This window comes from Sulfurovum sp. (assembly GCF_049668085.1).
Taxonomy (GTDB): domain Bacteria; phylum Campylobacterota; class Campylobacteria; order Campylobacterales; family Sulfurovaceae; genus Sulfurovum.
The window spans coordinates 1-3,361 of sequence record NZ_JBATIY010000052.1 but is presented as its reverse complement, the minus strand read 5'-3'; the positions used below and the strand labels follow the sequence as shown (position 1 = coordinate 3,361).

Here is a 3,361-nt window from a genome sequence, read left to right as displayed (position 1 = left end):
AAAGCAATAATCCAAATCAACAAGGTCACTGATGATCATATCATTTTTAGAAGGTTTTTTACTCGGTATGGGGGCTTCCATTCCGCTTGGACCTATCAATATACTCATTATGAACAATGCCCTTAGAGAGTATAAAAGTGCAGTGGCTATTGGCTTTGGTGCTATGAGTGCAGACCTGCTCTATCTTTCCTTGCTCTTATTAGGTATTGCTACTTTTTTTGATCAAACCTATATATTAAATATTTTAGGCGTTCTAGGAAGTACTTTTTTACTCTATATGGCATATCTTATTTTTAAAAGCAGAAATAACACACTTAATGCTAATAAAGAGACAACAACCTCTAAGAGCCGGATCGCATCGTATCTTCAAGGTTTTGCACTTACCTTTGTCAACCCCTATACTGTTGCTTTTTGGCTCAGTATCGCAAGCTATACAGCACATAAAAACCTGGAACCTGTTATTGCTATAGTCGGTATGCTTTGTGCCTTGCTCCTATGGATCACACTCATGCCTTATTTTGTGCATAGATCAAAGCATAGGATCTCACAAAAAATGACATACTATTTCAATATATTTTCCAGTATCGTATTGCTAGGTTTTGGTTTGTCATTGCTTATGAATATGTTCGGCTAAATATCGCATGTATAAAGTTATGTATTAGCATTTTTTACCCAACCAACGCTTCTGAACAGATTCTATTCTTACCAACTCTTTGGCTGAGACAAACACTTCCCTCTCATCCTTGGAGCCATCCCTATAATGATGAATTAACTTAACCAAGTCTCCATGCCCATTAAGCACCTCTTCAGTCCTTATAATTACACTCATGTACCGTTATCCTATCTAGTAGACTCTTATATTTTATTTTATCGTACAATTGAATAGTAACTACTGAGTATTATGACCTAATACCTACTTGATTTATAAATTTAACCATTAACTTTTCATTTTTCTGAATAAATGATATTGCTCTTTGTTCATAGCATTATCAACCATAATATCAGGCATCAAATTGGCATCGATCCAACCACCGGCAGGACTCATCATTTCTAAATTATCGTTATACCTTAATTCATTGATTTTATTTTTGGTGAGTACTTTTTTCTTCGGTTTAGTATCAACTTCATCAAAATTTACTTCGTGTTTATAACATATAGTTTTAGTACAATTATTTATATCCCGGCACCAATTAGGTTTACCATCTTCAGTATAATACACTTTTTGCCCATTTTCATATTCAACCTCAAATACATAATATCCATCTAATCTCAGTGATTTGGTTAATACAAAAATAACTTTACCAAAACCAAATACAATGGAGTACATTTCATCATTTAGTTTTATGTCTGTAAATTTGGTCATCATATATCCTTAAATGTTTACTTATGAAATTATATTCAAATATAGCTATATAAAAGATATTTTAGACATATTATCATGATTAAAAATCCACCAAATTATAAATAGTTAGCCTTTGCCATATAATGAACTCACATATTTGGCAGAGTATGCTATATTTCACTTTATATTCTAAGTCTAAAAATCTTTCTCAGATGCACATTTATGCTTAGTTAAGTTTATATGGCTATACTGAACATCTATTTTGTAGCTTCCCTATCTATAATTTATCAAACATAACATAATATTTTTTATCGCGGAATAGAGCAGTCTGGTAGCTCGTTGGGCTCATAACCCAAAGGTCGATGGTTCAAATCCATCTTCCGCAACCAAATTACATAAAATACAAGGAGAAAAGATGTCAATAAATAATATATCTAAAGATACTAGACTAAAAGTATTAATTAGACTTTTAAATGATAATGAACAATTTAATATTGCCTGTTCTAAATCAGGATTATCAATCAATATTGCTAAAAAACTTTTAGATCATAATGACCCAATAAAACAACAACACCTATATAAATAATTCCCCCTATTTTTTAAAACAATAGTTTGACTGCATCATTCATTTTTCTACTTTGATTTTCTGTCAATCAGGTCCACAATCAGATCGATCTTCTTATCATTAAAGTTAAGACCCATTTTTTCTTGTTCAGGGGTGGCGAATGCAGGGATTCCATTGACTTCAAGAACAACATATTCTTCTTTTTCCATATCATAAATGAGATCAATACCGGCGATATCGGTACCACATACCTTCGCTGCTTCTTTGGCTATACTGACAACTTCATCTGTAGGTTCTCTAAGAAAAATTGAACCGCCACTGGTGATATTTGTACGCCAGTCTGTACCAGGTGCTTTTCTTCCATAACAACTGACAAACTCACCATCCACAATATCAATACGGAAATCAGTATTATCATATTTGACAAACTTCTCAACATATAAAAATCTTAGGTCTAATTGATTTAAGAATGGATAGAGTGCGTCCAGCGTTGTTTTACTCTCGATCTTGGTCAATCCGACACCACCCCATCCATCGGTTGGTTTGTAAACCATTTTACCCCACTTATCGATGATATTATAGAGTGTTTTTCCGTTGTCTCGGTGACATAGCTCAAACTCTGGTGTGTGGATACCATGATGTCCCAATAGATATGCGGTCTGAAACTTGTCTTCAGTCAGAGAAAACGATTCAAAGCTGTTTATCATTGGAATAATACGGTTAAGTGCCTGATAGAGAAAGACCTGATATTGTGTCTGCTCACCGGCATTGTAAGAAAAGAAAAGGTCAAGTTCGTCTATTTTCCTATCATGATGTAACATATGTCCACCCCTAACGGTTGCTTCTCTGAGATTAACATCAGAGATGACCTCAATATCACGTTCATTCAATTGCTGTATTATTTTTTCCTGAATTTTCTCTCCACCGCCATTTTTATAGAGCCATAATCCAATTTTTCTTGACATGTCATACCTTTATCATATGCATCTAGAGAGTGTAGATTCATCATTTGATATTATTTTTATCATTTAATTATATACTCAAATGTAAACTATATAAACAATATTATGATTAATTATTAAACATTTTAGACCAAAATGACGTAGTTAAAAATTAAAATTTTGTAATCTAACGTATTTTATAACATTAATATATATAGTAAGGGGAAATATAGTCTCTAGGTAATATGTAGTGGAAGATTCGAATTCAGTGCCATACTCCATGAATCCTCCACGTACGGATAATTAAAATGTAAATAGTTAGATGTTGGCATACAAAGAAGGCTTATTTCATACAAGTCGTCTGACTGGAGAATATAAAGAGATGTTTGGATATCTGCCTTCAGATATGCTAGACAATGAAAAAACTGATAGTTGATTTCTAAAACAGAATAATCATTTCTTCTTCTCTTTGAGAAATTGGGACATTTCAAAAGCATGGTTACTCTCAAGCTC

5 protein-coding genes and 1 tRNA gene are annotated in these 3,361 nt (G+C 33.0%); 3 read left to right on the top strand and 3 right to left on the bottom strand.

From position 1 onward, the window contains the following. Positions 1-31: 31 nt before the first annotated feature. The gene (locus WBM70_RS03485) at positions 32-634 is read left to right on the top strand and encodes a LysE family translocator (protein ID WP_424557119.1); all 603 of its coding nucleotides are present in this window, start codon (positions 32-34) and stop codon (positions 632-634) included. A gap of 24 nt (positions 635-658) precedes the next feature. Here WBM70_RS03485 and WBM70_RS03480 read toward each other — a convergent pair whose 3' ends face one another. Beyond that, positions 659-829, bottom strand: a complete 171-nt coding sequence (locus WBM70_RS03480) for a hypothetical protein (RefSeq protein ID WP_424557118.1) — start codon at positions 827-829, stop codon at positions 659-661. 108 nt (positions 830-937) lie between these two features. Further along, positions 938-1,363, bottom strand: coding sequence for a hypothetical protein (locus tag WBM70_RS03475; protein ID WP_424557117.1), 426 nt, complete (start codon positions 1,361-1,363; stop codon positions 938-940). Positions 1,364-1,654: 291 nt separating this feature from the next. Between WBM70_RS03475 and WBM70_RS03470 the strand changes: the two genes are divergently transcribed. Together WBM70_RS03470 and WBM70_RS03465 are read left to right on the top strand one after the other, a co-directional pair. Continuing rightward, positions 1,655-1,731 (top strand) — tRNA-Met (locus WBM70_RS03470). A gap of 26 nt (positions 1,732-1,757) precedes the next feature. Then, positions 1,758-1,928, top strand: a complete 171-nt coding sequence (locus tag WBM70_RS03465) for a hypothetical protein (protein ID WP_424557116.1) — start codon at positions 1,758-1,760, stop codon at positions 1,926-1,928. Between the two features lie 47 nt (positions 1,929-1,975). Here WBM70_RS03465 and WBM70_RS03460 read toward each other — a convergent pair whose 3' ends face one another. Next, positions 1,976-2,872 (bottom strand): ATP-grasp domain-containing protein, encoded by an 897-nt coding sequence (locus tag WBM70_RS03460; RefSeq protein WP_424557115.1) that lies wholly within the window; start codon positions 2,870-2,872, stop codon positions 1,976-1,978. Between the last annotated feature and the right edge of the window lie 489 nt (positions 2,873-3,361).